This window comes from Nonomuraea deserti (genome assembly GCF_004348685.1).
In the GTDB taxonomy this organism is placed as follows: Bacteria; Actinomycetota; Actinomycetes; order Streptosporangiales; family Streptosporangiaceae; genus Nonomuraea; species Nonomuraea deserti.
Genome location: NZ_SMKO01000222.1, coordinates 1 through 15,997 on the forward strand (window position 1 = coordinate 1; position 15,997 = coordinate 15,997).

Here is a 15,997-nt window from a genome sequence, read left to right on the forward strand (position 1 = left end):
GGCCGGAGCGGGGGGTTCTGACAGGACGACGTGGACGTTCGTGCCGCCGATGCCGAGGGACGAGACCCCGGCGAGGCGCGGCCCGGCCGCGGGAGGGGCCCACTCCGTGGTGGTGGTGAGCAGGTGGAACGGGGTGGAGTCGAGATCGAGGTCGGGATGGGGACGGGTGACGTTCACCGTGGGGACCATCGTGCGGTGCCGGAGCATCAGCGCGGCCTTGATCAGCCCGGTGACGCCCGCGGCCGCGTTCAGGTGGCCGACGTTGGACTTCACGGAGCCGATCGCGCACCCGGACGCGCCGGCGAAGGCCGCGGCGGCGGCCGCCACCTCGATCCGGTCGCCGAGGTCGGTCCCGGTGCCGTGCGCCTCGAGGAACCGCGCGTCCGCGGGTTCCAGCCCGGCCGCCGCCCACGCCTCGACGATGGCGGCCGTCTGCCCGTCCACGCCTGGCGCGGTGAACCCCACCCGCCCGGCGCCGTCGTTGCTGAGCGCCGTGCCGCGCACGACCGCGTGGATCGGGTCGCCGTCGGCCAGGGCGTCCTCCAGGCGTTTCAGCACCACCAGCCCGACGCCGTTGCCGCCGACGGTGCCCGCCGCCTTCTCGTCGAAGGGCCGGCACCGCCCGTCCGGCGAGAAGATGCCGCCGGGCTCGTACAGGTATCCCCGCTTGTACGGCGAGTCGATCGACACGCCGCCGGCGAGCGCCAGGTCGCACTCGCTGAGCAGCAGCGCCTGGACCGCCACGTGCACGGTCGCCAGCGACGTCGAGCAGGCCGTCTGCACGGTCATGCTCGGCCCGGTCAGGTTCAGCCGGTACGACAGCCACCCGGCCATGAACTCCCTGTCGGTGAACATCCGTACCTGCATGGGCCCGAGCCGGGCCCGCAGCCCCGGATCGAGCCGCGCGGCGAGCGCATGGTCGCTGGGCTCGCCGCCCACGTACACGCCGGTCCTGTCGGGAGCCGCGCGCGGGTCGTGCCCGGCGTCCTCCAGCGCCGACCACGCCGTCTCCAGCAGCTGCCTGAGCTGCGGATCCAGCGCCCGCGCCTCCGCCGCGCCGAACCCGAACAGCTCGTGCTCGAACCGGTCCGCGTCCGCCAGGAACCCCTTGGACGGGACGTAGCCGGGATGGCGCAGCTCGTCGGCGGGCACGCCGTCGGCCAGCAGCTCCTCCTCGCCGAAGTCGGCGATCGAGCAGACGCCGTCGCGCAGGTTCGTCCAGAACTCGGCCACGTCGCGGGCTCCGGGGAAGCGGCCGCTCATCCCCACGATGGCCACAGCCGGTGCGTCGGTCATGCGTTACCCTCTCTGTGCGTTCCTGCGCGCGGCGAGCCGTTCGCGCCTGCTCTGGCCGCGCCGCCTGGCGCCCCGCACGTCTTCGCCGCCGTCCGCCGGGGCGGGGCCGTCCAGCCGGTCGGCGAGGGCGGCGACCGTCGGATGCCGGAAGAGGTCGACCAGCTTGAGCCCGCCGTCCGCGCCGCGCTCGCGCAGCGCCGCCAGGACGGCCAGCAGCCTGATCGAGTTGCCGCCCAGGTCGAAGAAGTTGTCGTGCGTGCCGACTCGCGCCAGGCCGAGCGCCTCCGCCCACACCTCCGCCAGCAGCCGCTCGGTGTCCGTGGCCGGGGCGACGTAGGGGCGGCCCAGGTCGGGGCGGGTCGGCGGCGGCTCGGGCAGCAGCGACCTGTCCACCTTGCCGGACCTGTTGACGGGCAGCTCCGGCAGGAGGACGACCGAGTCGGGCACCATGTAGCCGGGCAGCCGGTCGCCGAGCCACGCCCGCAGCTCCGCGGCGGGTGGCGGGTCGCCGTCCGCCACCACGTACACCGCCAGCCGGTCGCCGCGCACGGACGCCGCCGCCACCGACACGCCGGGGTGCGCCGCGAGGACGGTCTCGATCTCGCCCAGCTCCACGCGGAAGCCGCGCAGCTTGACCTGTGTGTCCACCCGGCCGAGGTAGGACAGCACCCCGTCGGCGTCGTACCTGCCGAGGTCGCCCGTGCGGTACATGCGCCCGCCCGGCGGTCCGTACGGGTCGGCGACGAAGCGCTCCGCGGTCAGCCCGGGCCGGTTGGCGTAGCCCCTGGCCGTCCCCGATCCCGCCAGGTAGATCTCCCCGGTCACCCCCACGGGCACGGGACGCAGCCGCTCGTCCAGCACGTACGCCCGCCCGTTGGCCACCGGGCGTCCGATCACCACGGGTCGCCCCGGCGACAGGTCGGCCGTGGTCGCGTAGACGGTGGTCTCGCTCGGCCCGTACGCGTCCACGATCCGCCGCCGCGGCGTCGCCCAGCGCTCCACCAGCTCGGCCGGGCACGCCTCGCCGCCGACGGCCAGCGTGCGCAGGTCCGGCAGCGCCGTCTCGCGGGCGTCCGGCGGGCAGGGCAGCGACATGGCGGCCGACGGCGGCAGGAAGGCGTAGGTGATGCGGGAGTCGCGCAGGCGGGCGTACAGGTCCTCGCCGAGCCGCTCGCACTCGGCTGCGATGTGCAGCTCCGCCCCCGCGACGAGGGAGAAGACCACGTCGGACACGGCCACGTCGAACCCGAACGACACGTACTGCAGCACCCGGTCGTCGCCGGTCACGGGGAACTGGTGGCGTACGGCGGTGGCCAGGTTCAGCAGGGCCCGGTGCTCGACGGCGACGCCCTTGGGGGTGCCGGTGGAGCCGGAGGTGTAGAGGATGTAGGCCGTGTTCGCGGGCTCGGGGCGCGCCGTGAGCACCGGCCCGACCGGGGGGAGGGGGTCGTCGCCGTCCGGGGCGGCCACGGGCATGCCGAGGTCGACGGGCTCGGCCGCGATCAGCAGCCGCACCCCCGCGTCGCCGATCATGAACTTCAGCCGGGTCGCCGGATGCCCCGGGTCGAGGGGCACGTACGCGCCTCCCGCGCGCAGCACGGCGAGCGCCGCCACCACCATGTCCGCGCCTCTGGGCAGGCAGAGCCCCACGGGGATCTCCGGCCCGACGCCCGCCGCGCGCAGCCGGCCGGCCAGCCGGTCGGCGCGCTCCAGCACCTCGCGGTACGTGAGCGCGGTGGCGCCGCAGACGAGCGCGGTGGCGCCGGGACGTTCGGCGGCCCGCTCGGCCACCAGGTCGGGGACCAGGCGTGTGGCGGTGGGGGCGGCCGTGCGGTTCCACCCGTCGACGATCAGGCGGCGGTCGGCGGCGGGGAGGAGGCCGGCGGCGCTCACGGGCCGGCCGGGTTCGCCGAGCAGGCCGTCGAGCAGCGTCGCGAAGGCGCGTGCCCAGTGCCGCACGGTCTCCCGATCGAACAGGCCGGCCCGGTAGACGAAGTGGGCGGCCAGCTCGTCGCCCTGGCGCTCGACGTTCATGAGCAGGTCGAACTTGGCGTCGTCCAGCAGCAGCTCGACGCGTTCCGTGGTGGCGCCGGGCAGGTCGAGGGTCAGCCGGGTGTCGTCGTCGTAGGCCAGCATCACCTGGACGAGCGGGTCGTGGCTCAGCTCCCTGCCGGGGGCGAGGGCCTGCACCACGGCCTCGAACGGGGCCTCGTGGTGCGGCCGGGCCGCGAGCAGGCGCTCGCGCACCTGGCCGAGCAGGTCGAGGAACACGGGGTCGTCCGACAGGTCGGCGCGGACGGCGAGCGTGTTGACCAGCAGGCCGATCATGGCCTGGACGTCCGGATGGTCGCGGCCGGCCACCGGGACGGCGATGACCAGGTCCCGCTGGCCGCTGATCCTCGCCAGGAACGTGGCGAACGCCGCGAACATCACCATGTACGGCGTCGCGTTCCGTCGGGCGGCGACCTCGGCCAGCCGCTCGCGCGTGCCGGAGGGCAGCGGGACGCGTACGACGCCGCCCGCCGCCGACTGCACGGCGGGGCGGGGCCTGTCGGTGGGCAGGGCGAGCGTCGTGGGCGCGTCCTTGAGCGTCTCCGCCCAGAACGCGACGGACTCGTCCATGGCGTGCGACGCGAGCCGCTCGCGCTGCCAGGCGGCGTAGTCGGGGTACTGCGGCGCGGGCTCGGACGGCACGGCGTCCGCGGGCGGCGGCCCGGCGGGGGAGGCGAGCCGCCGGTAGGCGCCGGAGAGCTCCTCCAGCAGCAGCCGCAGCGACCAGCCGTCGCACACCAGGTGGTGGACGGTCAGCAGCACGAGGTGGTGCTCGTCGTCGAGGACGTACACCACGCACCGCAGCAGCGGCCCCGCCTCGACGTCGAACGGCGCCGCCGCCTCGGCCGCCAGCCGCGCGTGCGCCCGCGCCGCGGGCACGTCCCTCTCGACGCGCAGCGCGTCCTTCCACGACGGGTCCGCCTCCGCCGCGACGACCTGCAGGTAGCCGCCGTCGTGCGGCTGGAACACCGTGCGCAGCGACTCGTGCGCGGCGACCACCGCGTCCAGGGCCGCGCGGAACGCCTCGACGTCGAAGCGCCCGCGCACGGTGAAGGCCACGGGCACGTTGTACTGGGCGGTGCCCGGGTTGAGCTGGTCGAGCACCAGCATTCTGGCCTGCGCCGGCGACACGGGGAACTCGTACTTCTCCATCACGACTCCCGGAGGATCGGCTCGATGACTGCGGCGATCTCAGCGGCGGGCCCGGGCCTGAGCAGGTCGCTGTGCCCGCACGCCAGGTCGTGGACCCGCACGTGGCGGGCGGAGCCGCTCCAGCGCTCCGCCTTGACCGCCGAGCCGAGGCCGCCGGGCTGGGCGGTGGCCGAGAACAGCAGCACCGTCCCGTCATAGGGGGGCGGCCGGTAGGTGACGGCCAGCCGCAGGTGCCCGGCCACCGTGCCCGCGACCGCCGACAGGTGCTCGTCGGCCAGCCCCGACAGCGGGCCCTCACTGCCGCGCACGGCGGCGAACACCCGCTCCCGCTCCAGCCGCCCCGGCTGCGCGTAGGGGTGCAGCGTGCGGGTGCGCAGCAGGATGGTCAGCGCCTCCTGCTCGACCTCGTCAGGGTCGGGCTCCTCGCCCGGCGGCCAGGGGACCGCGTCCAGCGAGGCGACCAGCCCCACCTGCCGGCCGCCCTCCCGCAGCCGCGCGGCCATCTCGTACGCGAGCAGCCCGCCGAACGAGTGCCCGAGCAGCAGGTACGGCCCCTCGGGCCGGACCGCGAGCAGCCGCGCCAGGTAGTCGTCGGCCAGCTCCCGCATGGTGCCGGGCAGCCGCCAGGCGCCGTCACCGAGCACCGGCGACTGCAGCGCGTGCACCGGCCGGTCCTGGGGGAGGTGGGGGAGCAGCGCGGTGTACGACCAGCCGATGCCCCGGCCGGGGTGCACGCAGAACAGCGGCGCCCTCCCGCCCTCGGCCCGCAGCGTCAGCAGCGGCGACAGGTCCAGCTCGGCCGGAGCCCGATCGGAGCGCGCGTCGAGGCGGACGGCGAGCTCGGCGGGCGTGGGGGCCTTGAACAGGGCGGCGATGGAGGTGCGGACGCCGATCGCGGACTCGATCGCGGCGGTGAGCCGCATGGCCAGCAGCGAGTCCCCGCCGGAGGCGAAGAAGTCGGTGTCCGCGCCCGCCTCCGGCAGCCCGAGCACCTCGGCGAACAGGCCGCACAACGCCTTCTCGCGCGTGGAGCGCGGCCCCGGGCTCGTGGCGGGCCGTGGACCGGTGTCCTGGCGGGCGTCGCGTGGCCCCGGAAGCCGCGGGGCGGGCAGGGCGGCCCGGTCGACCTTGCCGTGGGGGGTGAGCGGCAGGCTGTCGAGCGGCACGTACTGGGAGGGGAGCATATACCTGGGCAGCCGGGCGGCGGCGTGCGCGCGGACCCGCTCCAGCCTCCCGCCGGGCACCACGTAGGCGACCAGCCGCCGGCCGCCTCCGGGCGCGTCGGCGGCGGTGACGACCGCGCGGGTCACGTCCGGCGAGCTTTCCAGGACGGACTCCACCTCGCCCGGCTCGATCCGGTGGCCGCGGATCTTCAGCTGGCCGTCCGCCCGGCCGGCGAACTCCAGCTCCCCGTCGAACGTCCACCGCGCGAGGTCTCCCGTCCGGTACATCCGCTCGCCGCTCGCGAACGGGTCCGCCACGAAGCGCTCCGCCGTCGGCCCTGGCCGGCCGAGGTAGCCGCGGGCCAGGCCCGTCCCCGCGATGTACAGCTCACCGACGACGCCGGTCGGGGCCGGGCGCAGGCGCGCGTCCAGGACGTACACCCGCGTGTTGTCCAGCGGCCGGCCGATCGGCACCGGACCGGTCCCCGGGCCGCTCCCCACGGGATGGGCGGTGGCGAACGTCGTCGTCTCCGTGGGGCCGTACCCGTTGACGACCCGCGCGCCGTGCCGCGCCGCCCGGCGGACCGCGTCCGGCGGCAGCACGTCGCCCCCCGCCCACACCTCGCCCGCCGCGGCCGGCGCTCCGGGCGCGAGGTCGGTCACGGTGCGGAACAGCTCGGCCGTCAGCCATACCGCGTCGAGCCTGCCGCGCAGGATCGTGTCCGGCTGGAGCGGGCCCGGCGGGGCGATGACGACGGTCCCGCCGTTCAGCAGCGGCGCCCACACCTCGTACGTGGCCGCGTCGAACGTGTGCGGGCTGTGCAGCAGCACCCGCCGGTGCGCGGCGAAACGCCGGTCGGCGGCCAGCTCCACGATGTTCTCGTGGGTGACGACGACACCCTTGGGGGCGCCGGTCGAGCCGGAGGTGTACATGACGTAGGCGGCCGAAGCGGGGTGCCCGGGTTTCGGCGGGAGACGGTTCCCGCCCACGGTCAGCGGGCTCGTCAGGACGGTGCGGGCGCCGCTGTCGGCGATCAGCCGGTCGAGGCGGTCGCGCGGCTGCGCGGGATCCAGCGGGACGTAGCAGCCGCCCGCCTTCAGCACCGCCAGCTGGGCGACCACCAGGTCAGGCGAGCGGTCCATGAGCACCGCGACCGGCGTCTCCCGAGCCACGTCGAGCCCGGCCGCGACCTGGTCGGAGCGGGCGTCCAGCTCGGCGTAGGTGAGGGTGTGCCCGCCGTGCTCGACGGCCACGGCGCCCGGGGTGCGGGCCGCCTGCGCCGCGAACCGCTCGGGCACCGATCCGCCCGCCCGCGCCCGCGCGGCGCCGTTCCAGGTCACGAGAAGCCGGCGCGTCTCCGACTCGGGAAGCACGTCGCCGCTCTCCGAGCCCTCGGCCACCCTCTCGAACGCCCTGGTCAAGCGGGCCGCGACGGCCTCGGTCTCGGCGCGGCCGACCAGGTCGGCGCGGTGGCCGAGCCGCAGCCACAGCCGCTCGCCGGCCACCACCGTGACGGTGAGCGGGTAGTGGGTGGCGTCGCGCACCTCGGTCAGGCGGACGCCGGAGGAGGCCAGGCCGCCGCGGGGGTAGTTCTCGAAGGCCAGCAGCGTGTCGAACAGCTCGCCGGCGCCGCGCCGCACGTCGGCGAGCCGTACGTGGTGGAAGGCCGAGAGCCGGGCCTGCTCGTCCTGCAGGCGCTCCAGCAGGCCGGGCTCGCCCGTCCTGACCCGGACCGGCAGCGTGTTGATGAACAGCCCCACCATCGACTCCACGCCCGCCAGCTCCGGCGGGCGGCCCGACACCACCGTGCCGAACACCACGTCCGAGCGCCCGGTCAGCCGCGCCAGCACCAGCCCCCACGCCGCCTGCACCAGCGTGTTGACGGTCACGCCCGACCGGCGCGCCCGCCTGCGCAGCGCCTCGCTCAGCTCCGCCGTCAGCTCGGTCTCCACCGTCCCCTGCCGCATGCTCGCCGTGCCCGCGCGGGGCCGCAGCAAAGTCGGCCCCGGCAGGTCCGCGAGCGCGTCCCGCCAGGCCCGCGCCGCCCGCTCGCCGTCCTGGGCGCGCAGCCAGGCCAGATAGTCCCGGTACGGCGGCGCTGGCGACAGCGTGCCCGCCCCCGTGTAGAGGGCGGCCAGCTCGCTTGCCAGGATCGGCATCGACCAGCCGTCCACCAGGAGGTGGTGCAGGGTCAGCACCAGCTCCCGCCGGCGCACCAGGGTGGCGCGGGCCAGCGGCGGCCGGGTCACGTCGAACGGGCGCAGCCGGTCGGCCTCCAGGATGCGCTCCAGTTCGGCGTCCGACGGCGGGTCCACCTCGGTCCACGGCAGGCGCACCCGGTGCGGGACGAGCTGCACCGGGCGGTCCAGTCCCTTGTGGCGGAAGCAGGCGCGCAGATTCGGGTGGCGGCCGAGCAGGGCCTCGACGGCCGCCCGCAGCCGCGGCGGGTCCACCTGCCCGTCGACGGCGAACCTGGCCTGGACGACGTACGCGTCGTCCTCGCCGTACAGGGCGTGGAAGAGCAGGCCCTCCTGCGCGGGGGAGAGCGGCAGCACGTCGGCCAGCGCGCGGCTCACCAGTCGCCGTCCAGGTCCGCTTCGAGCGCCTCGACCTGGCTCTGCGTCAGCTCGACCAGCGGGAAGTCCGAGCTCGTCGCGCCGCCCTGGCCCGCCTGACCGGCCAGGTCGGCGAGCGCGCGGGACCAGAGCCCGGCCAGCTCCTCGGCGCGTTCCGCGGCGATCGCGTCGGCGGCGTAGGACCAGCTCGCCACCAGCCGGGTGCCGTCCCGGCCCGGCTGGGCGACGGCGTCCAGCTCCACCGCGTACGCCATCGGCGCCTCCGGCATGTCGGCCAGCTCGCCGTCGAACCTGCCCAGGTAGTTGAAGCGCAGGTCGGCGGCGGGCAGGGCGGCGAGCCTCGGCGCGGTGTGCCGGTTCAGGTGGCGCAGCAGACCGTAGCCGAGCCCGCCCGACGGGATGGCCCGCAGCCGTTCCTTGATCCGCTTGAGCGCGGCCGCGGGCTCCCCCGCGGCGTCCAGGCGCACCGGGTGCTGGGTGGTGAACCAGCCGACGGTGGTGGAGACGTCGGCGTCGTCGGTGAAGGGGTCCCGGCCGTGCCCCTCGACGTCGACGAGCACCTCCGTGCCGCCGCGCCAGCGCGCCACCGCGATGGCGAGGGCGGTCAGCAGGACCGCGTCCGGCCCGCAGCGGAAGGCGGCGGGCAGGTGGGTGAGGACCTGCTCGGTGAGATCCGCGGGGAGCCGCGTGGTGTGGGTCGTGCGCGGGCCGCCGCGCCCCTTCCACCCCGGGGGCAGGAGAGTCCCGCCCGCCGCCGTCTCCTCCCAGAAGGGCAGCTCCGCCACCCGTTCGGGACGCTCCGCCTCCGCGGCCAGCAGGCGCGCCCAGCGGGCGAACGACGTGCCCTGCGCCGGCCCGCCGGCGTCAGGTAACCGCAGCAGCGCCTCCAGCTCGGGGCCGAGCAGGCGCCACGAGACGCCGTCCACGGCGAAGTGGTGCGCGGTGACGACCAGCCGGTCCGGGGCGTGCCAGACGGCGGCCAGCATCCGCCCGCTCTCCGGATCGAGCGGCGGAACCGCGTCCGGCGGGGGTTCGGCGTGCGGCGGTATCGCGTCCGGATCGGTCGGCCGAACCGCGTCCGGCGGGGGTTCGGCGTGCGGCGGGTCCGCGCCGGGCGCGTCGCTGGCCGGATCAGACGAGCTCTGGCCCGGCCCGGCGGCCACGCGGCCGAACGGGACCTCCGGCGCCTCCTCCGGGGGCAGGACCTCCAGCTCCCAGCCGGCGCCCGCGTGGGGGTCCGCGTGGCGCAGCAGGCGCGTGCGCAGCGCCGCGTGCCTGACCGTCAGCGTGCGCAGCGCCGCCCTGATCCGCTCCTCGTCCACCCCTGCGGGCACGGGCACGGCCAGCGACTGCGCGAACGTGCCGAGCGGGCCTCCGTGCTCGCGCCACCAGTGCATGATCGGCGTGATCGGGAACCGGCCGGCGGGGGAGTCGGTGACGGCGCGCGCGCTGACCCGGGCGACGGCCGCCAGCGCGGCCGGGGTCCTGGCGACGAACACCTCGCGCGGCGTGAGCCCGAGACCCTCCGCCCTGGCCCGGCTGACGAGCTGGATCGCCGTGATGCTGTCGCCGCCCATCCGGAAGAAGTCGTCCTCCGCCCCCACTTCGGGCACGCCGACCAGCTCGGCGAAGAGGGTGCAGAGCGTCGCCTCACGGTCCGTGGCCGGTTCGCGCGACGGCCGCTCCGAGAGCCCCGCCACGGGCGGGGCGGGCAGCGCGGCCCGGTCCAGCTTGCCCTGCGGCGTGAGCGGCAGCGCGTCCAGCACCACCAGGTCGCTCGGCACCATCGGCGCGGGCAGCGCCGCCACGGCCCGGGCCAGGACGTCCGCGGTGTCGCACGAGCGGCCCTCGCGGGGCACGAGATAGCCGACGAGGCGGCCGTCGCGCGGCGCGACCGCCGCACCGGCGACGGACTCGTGCCCGGCGAGCACCGCCTCGATCTCGGCCGGCTCGATCCGGTGGCCGCGTACCTTCACCTGGTCGTCCGCCCGGCCCAGGAACTGGAACTGGCCGTCGGCGCGCCGGTGCGCCAGGTCCCCGGTGCGGTACATGCGCTCGCCTGGCGGGCCGTACGGGTCCGCGACGAACCGCTCCGCGGTCAACCCCGGCCGGCCGAGGTAGCCCCTGGCCACGCCGGGGCCCGCGACGTACAGTTCGCCCGGCACCCCCACGGGCACCGGCCGCAGCCGGGCGTCCAGGACGTACAGGCGGTGGCCGGCGAGGGGGCGGCCGATCGGGGGGAGGCCGCCGCCAGGGGTGAGCGGGTCGCTGACGCTGGCGGCGACCGTGGTCTCCGTCGGCCCGTACGCGTTCCAGAACCGCACGCCCGCCCACGCCGACACCAGCTCCGCCGGGCACACGTCGGCGCCCGAGGCCAGCCCTCGCAGGTCGGGGTAGCCGCCGGGCGGCACGGTCGCCAAGACCGCGGGCGGGACCAGCGCGAACGTGACCCGCCGCTCGCGCAGCACGTGGCCCAGGTCCGCACCGATCAGCGGTCCCGCGGGCGGGACGACGAGCGTGCCGCCCGAGCCGAACGCCATGCACAGCTCGGCCACCGAGATGTCGAAGGCCGGCGCGCCCAGCTGCAGCACGCGGCTGCCGGCGTCGAGCCCGAACGCGGTCACCAGGGTGCGGGTCAGGCTCGCGACGCCCGCGTGGCCGACCACGACACCCTTGGGGCGGCCGGTGGAGCCGGAGGTGTACATCACCCAGGCCGCGTCGTGCGGCCGGACGGCAGGCATCGGTCCCGTGTCGTGCGGCCGGACCGGAGGCATCGGCCCCACGTCGTGCGGCCGGATCGGAGGCCGCGGCCCGCCTGGCGCGGACGCCGCCGGTGACAGGCGCTCGATCGCCAGTCCCGGCAGCACGCCCGGCTGGGCGACCAGCAGTCTCGCGCCCGCGTCCTCGATCTGGTACGCGAGCCGTTCGAGCGGATGGTCGAGGTCGAGCGGCAGGTACGCGGCCCCCGCCCGCTGCACCGCCAGGATCGCCACCACCAGGTCCACCGAACGGCCGAGCGCCAGCGCCACCACCCGCTCGGGCCCCGCCCCGCGCTCGCGCAACACGCCCGCCAGGCCGTCGGCCCGCTCCAGCAGCTCCCGGTAGCTGAGCCGCTCGCCGTCCGACTCCACGGCGACCGCGTCAGGCGTGCGCGCCGCCTGCCCGGCGACCAGCCCGGGCAGGCTCGTGAAGGGCGACTCCACACCGGTGCCGCCCGCTGTGCCGCCCGCCGTGCCGCCCGCTGTGCCGCCCGCGGTGCCGTCCGCGCTGGTTCCGGCGGGGTGCGCAGGAGGCAGCGGGAGCTCGCCGGGAGGCACCAGGTCGGCCGCCGCCACCGGCGCGTCCGGCTCGGCCACCAGCGAGCCGAGCAGCGTCGTGAACGCCTCCGCCCAGGCCCGGACGACCTCGGGCGCGTACAGGTCGGTGCGGACCTCCAGGCTCGCCTCGAACCCGTCGTCGGAGTCGCGCACGATCCCGATCAGGTCGTGCTCCCCGCCGGTGTGCACCCGCTCGGGGTCGGCGATCTCCCGCAGCCGGGCCACGCTCTCCTGGCGCGGCAGGTGCATGAACACCCACTGGAACAGCGGCGACCGCCCGGCCACCCGCACGGGGTCGACCGCCCGCACGATCCTGCCCACGGGGACGTCGGCGTGCGCCAGCACCTCCGGGAAGCCGGCGGTGAAACCCGACAGCAGCTGCGCGAACGTGGTGTCGTCGCCCAAACGCCAGCGGATCGGGACGGAGTTCATGACGTAGCCGATGACGCGGTCCAGGCCCTTGGCGGACCTGTTGGCCATGGGGGTGCCCGTGATGAGGTCGCGCTCGCCGGTCATCCGGTGCGCGAACACCGCGAACGCCGACATCAGCACCCCGTACACGGTGGCCCCGCGTTCCCTCGCCAGCGCGCGCACGGCCGCCTCGGTGTCCTGGCCGATGCGGAACCCGATCTGCTCGACGCCGAACTCGCCGCCCGGGGCGGCCGAGCCGACGGTGAGCGGCCGGGGCGGGTCCGCCAGGTAGCGTCGCCACCAGGCGAGCTGGGCGTCGAACACCCCCGCCGCCTCCAGCTCACGCTGCCAGCCCGCGAAGTCGGCGTACTGGATCACGGGGCGGCGCGGCCCGGCCCGGTCCGAGGTGCGGTCGCGCACGGCGCGGTAGGCCTCGGTCAGCTCGCCGTGCAGCACGTCGAACGACCACCAGTCGGTCGCGATGTGGTGCAGCGCCAGCACCAGCGTGGAACGCGTGTCGTCCACGGTGATGAACTGGCCCCTGATCAGCCGCCCGCCGTCGAGGTCGAACGTACGGCGGCTGAACGCGTGCAGCGCCTCCCTCAGGCCGACGCCCGTGCCGCGCAGGTCCAGCCGCTCCAGCTTGAACGGCTCCGCCGGCGGCAGCTCCACCCGCAGGTCGCCCACCTCGCCCCTGATCCGCATGCGCAGGCTGTCGTGGTGGTCCTGCACGATGGTCAGCGCCGCCTCCAGGTCGGCGGGGTCGACGGGGGTGTCGAAGTGGTACGAGCAGCACAGGTTGAGCGCCGCCGTGTCCGGATAGAGCGACTCGAACACCCACAGATCCTCCTGCGCCGGGCTGAGCCGCACCGGCAGGGAGGGGTCGCGCGGGGGCACGACGTCGGGGATGGCCTCCAGCCTGCCCGCCGCGACGAGCCGCCTTAGCAGCTCCACCCGGCGCTCCCCGTCGAGCGCGGCGAACCGCTCCGCGCTGCTGCCCCGTGACGCGGGTCTCGCGTGTCCCCCTGCCGATGTCACATGTCCTCCCGCAGCTCCGCGAGCCGTTCCAGCCCGGCCAGCACCTCGTTGGCGCCGAGCCCGAAGTCGACGAAGCAGGCCACCTCGTCGCAGCCCAGGTCGGCCAGGTCCGCCAGGCTCTTGCGGCACGTCTCGGCGGAGCCGAGCAGGCTGCCCCAGGTCAGATAGCGCTGGAAGGCGAACTCGGCGAGCGTGCCGAGCTGCTCGTCGCTCAGCGCCGCCGCCCGGTCCGCGCCGCCCTTGTTCGCCGCGGTCTGCGCCACGTACGACCTGAGGTAGTCCTTGAGCGGGCCGCCCGCCCGTTCCCTGGCGTGCTCGTCCGTCTCGCCCACGTAGGTGTGGGCCATGAGCGTGACGGTGCCCCTGGGCGGGGTGCCGGGCTGCTCGGGGGCCCGGTCGTAGGCGTCCCGGTAGACGCGGATCTTCCCGGCCAGCTCCTCGCGGGTCTGGCCGATGGTGGCGCCGAGGATGTTCGTCCGCATCCGCCCGGCCGCCTCCCACGTCGCGGGGCTGCCCGAGGTCGTGGTCCACAGCGGGAGGTGGCCGGAGTACGGGCGCGGCTGCGACGTCACGGTCACCGGCTCGCCCGCCCCGTCGGTGAACTCCACCGCATCGCCCGCCCACAGCCGCCGCAGCAGGGCGAGGTCGCGGAAGGCACGCTCCCTGCGGTCCTCGTACGCGCCGGGGGCCAGCACGAAGTCCTTCGAGTGCCAGCCGGTCGCCACCGAGACACCCGCCCGGCCGCGCGACAGGTTGTCGACGACGGCCCAGTCCTCGGCGACGCGCAGCGGGTGGTGCAGCGGGAGCACGAGGCTGCCCGCCCGCACGTGGATGCGATCCGTGGCCACGGCCAGGGCGGCGCTGAGCAGGGCCGGGTTGGGGAAGACCTGCCCGACCTGCTGGAAGTGCCGCTCGGGGGTCCAGACGGCGGTGAAGCCGAGCCGGTCGGCGGCCTTCGTGATCGCCAGGATGTCATCGTATTTCGTGGCATGGCCGACGGTGCTCGCGTCGTCCGCGCCGAAGAACATCACGCTGAGGTCCATGGTGGCGCTCCTCCTCAGGGGCGGGTGCGCGGGATTCTGGGCAGGCGGGGGATGGCCGACCCCGGGGAAGCCGCCGTCGCGGCGCTCGCCTCGGCACTCACCTCGGTTCGCGTCGGGCCCGCAGTCGCGGCGCTCGACTCGGCCCCCGTCCCGGTTGCCGTCCCGGGCGCGCCGGCGGTCAGTTCGGTGGCCAGTTCGGCGACGGTGGGGGCGTTGAAGAGGTGGCTCGCGGTGGCGGGCAGGCCCTGCGCCGCGAGGCGCGCGGCAACCCGTACGGCCTGCAGCGAGTTGCCGCCGAGCGCGAAGAACCCGTCGTCGAGTCCGATCCGCGCGACGCCGAGCACGTCTGCCCAGACCGCGGCGATCCGCCGCTCCACATCGGTACGCGGCACCCGCGCCCGCCCTCCGGCCGGCGCCGGATCGGTTCTCGGGGTTCCGCGGCCGAGGTCGATGTCCGAGCCCGGTAAGGCTCCCGAGGCCGGAGCGGCGCCCCGGACCGGTTCGGCTCGTGCGGTCGGGTCGGGTTCGGTGGCCGGGGCAGGCGCTGATGGGGAGGTGAGGGATATCTCGGGTATGGGGGGAAGTTCGATGGCAGAGACGGGAACGCCCGGGTCGGCGGCCATGGATTCCAGCGCCCGCACCAGCGCGTCCGCCAGCCACTCCATCACCGGCCCGGCGAAGGCGTCCAGGCGGTACTCGACGGTCACGGCGACACCGGCAGGAGCCCCGTCGTTCCCGTAGTCGTCGGTCACGTCGACCAGCAGCTCGAACCGGGCCGCCCCGGTCCTGACCACCTCGACCCGCGACTCGACGCCGGGCAGCGACAGTTCGGCCCGCGCGTTGTTCTGCAGCGCCAGCACCACGTCGACGAGGGGATGCCGCCCGGGGCGCCGTACCGGGCCGAGCTCCTGCACGACCCGCTCGAACGGCACCTCCTGGTGCGAGAACGCCTCCAGGTCCGTCTCCCGCACCCGCGACACCAGCTCGCCGGCGGACGGATCACCCGACAGGTCCGTACGCAGGACGAGCAGGTTGACGAAGAACCCGACCAGGTCGCCCACCTCGTCGCCCGACCGCCCGGCGACCGGCGCGCCGATGGGCAGGTCGGTGCCCGCGCCCGCCCGTTCGAGCACCACGGCCAGGCCCGCCTGCAAGACCATGAACAGCGTCGCCCCGCGTTCCCTGCCCAGCTCGACCAGCCGCCGGTGCAGGACGGGGCCGATCCACCTCCGCACCGTGCCCGCGGCGCCCGCCGTCGCCGCACCCCGCGTCTCGGGCCTGCGTGGAAGGGGGAGCGGCTCGGGCAGATCCGCCAGCGCCTTGCGCCAGTAGCCGAGCTCGGCGCCGGACAGCGCGTCCACCCGCGTACGATGCCGCACCGCGTGGTCGGCGTACCGGATCGGCAGGGGAGGGAATCCGGCGGCCCGACCGGCCAGCCGCTCCCGGTACGCCCGTGACAGGTCGCGCATGAACGGCGGCAGCGACCACCCGTCGGTGGCGATGTGGTGCATGACCAGCAGCAGCGCGTGCTCGTCCGGCCCCGTCGTGAACAGCACCGAATGGATCGGCAGCTCGGCGCCCAGGTCGAAGCGGTGCCTCGCCGCCTCGGCCACCCGCGCGTCCAGCTTGTCCGGCGCCACCTCGACCGCGCTGAACCCGGGTCTGGCCTGCTCCGCGGGCAGCACCCTCTGGGAAGGCTCCCCGTCGTGTACGGCGAAGACCGTGCGGAGCGGCTCGTGCCGTGCCACCACGTCCTCCAGGGCTCCGCGCAGGGCCGCCACGTTCACGGGGCCGCCGAGCCGTACCAGCATGGGCATGTTGTAGGCCACGCCCGCGTCGATCTGGTCGAGGAACCACAGGCGGCGCTGCGCGAACGACAGCGGCAGCGTGCCATCGGGCGGGACGGCGGCCCCGGACGACGTCACAGGCAGCCCGAGCCACCCACCCC

At 75.8% G+C, this 15,997-nt stretch carries 6 protein-coding genes; all 6 read right to left on the minus strand.

Features of this window, described 5'->3' with window-relative positions; genetic code table 11:
* Positions 1–1,296 (minus strand): beta-ketoacyl [acyl carrier protein] synthase domain-containing protein (locus tag E1292_RS43830; protein ID WP_132605541.1); only part of this gene is annotated, 1,296 nt, incomplete at its 3' end.
* A gap of 3 nt (positions 1,297–1,299) precedes the next feature.
* Positions 1,300–4,500, minus strand: coding sequence for a non-ribosomal peptide synthetase (locus E1292_RS43835; RefSeq protein ID WP_132605543.1), 3,201 nt, complete (start codon positions 4,498–4,500; stop codon positions 1,300–1,302).
* Positions 4,500–8,240: a non-ribosomal peptide synthetase gene (locus tag E1292_RS43840; protein ID WP_181958398.1), complete on the minus strand. Its 3,741-nt coding sequence runs from the start codon at positions 8,238–8,240 to the stop codon at positions 4,500–4,502. Before E1292_RS43840 ends, E1292_RS43835 begins: the two co-directional genes overlap by 1 nt.
* A complete protein-coding gene (locus E1292_RS43845) occupies positions 8,237–13,006 on the minus strand; it encodes a non-ribosomal peptide synthetase (RefSeq protein WP_165975047.1) in 4,770 nt (1,589 codons plus the stop codon). The genes E1292_RS43840 and E1292_RS43845 overlap by 4 nt, the downstream gene beginning before the upstream one ends.
* A complete protein-coding gene (locus tag E1292_RS43850) occupies positions 13,003–14,049 on the minus strand; it encodes a MupA/Atu3671 family FMN-dependent luciferase-like monooxygenase (RefSeq protein WP_132605549.1) in 1,047 nt (348 codons plus the stop codon). The genes E1292_RS43845 and E1292_RS43850 overlap by 4 nt, the downstream gene beginning before the upstream one ends.
* Positions 14,050–14,063: 14 nt before the next feature.
* The coding region (locus tag E1292_RS43855) for a condensation domain-containing protein (protein ID WP_246090751.1) at positions 14,064–15,997 on the minus strand (1,934 nt) is incomplete at its 5' end.